Consider the following 330-nt stretch of genomic DNA (forward strand, 5'->3'; position numbering starts at 1 on the left):
ATAAAATTGGCAGTAGTCGGAATGTTGAGTAGTTGGAGTGCCCAAGCTAATAAGGTTGAAGACAGGGACGCGTCGATTTGGTTTAACTTTAATGAAGTAGGTCGCGGTAACACGAGCATGCAGGATGATGTATGTGCCTAGAAATGGACTTACTAAGTACACCTACTATTCAGTGCTTAACTGGAATGCGGGCAGGGAAGGTGGGGGCTATGCTGGCATACAAGATCACCCTGATGGGCGCAATTACATATTTTCCATATGTGCTCCGCGCAGCTCTTCAACGCGAAGTGTAGCCCGCGATCTTGGTCTTGGTAGGGAAACTGTAAAGTA

General features: G+C 47.0%; 1 protein-coding gene. It reads left to right on the plus strand.

Annotation, left to right across the window (positions count from 1 at the left end; translation table 11 throughout):
- Positions 1-133: 133 nt before the first annotated feature.
- Positions 134-330, plus strand: a 197-nt coding sequence (locus CWC02_RS20900) for a DUF3472 domain-containing protein (RefSeq protein ID WP_212751488.1), incomplete at its 3' end; no start/stop codon positions are given.

The sequence above is a fragment of the Pseudoalteromonas sp. S2721 genome, from assembly GCF_005887425.1.
Taxonomy (GTDB): Bacteria; Pseudomonadota; Gammaproteobacteria; order Enterobacterales; family Alteromonadaceae; genus Pseudoalteromonas; species Pseudoalteromonas simplex.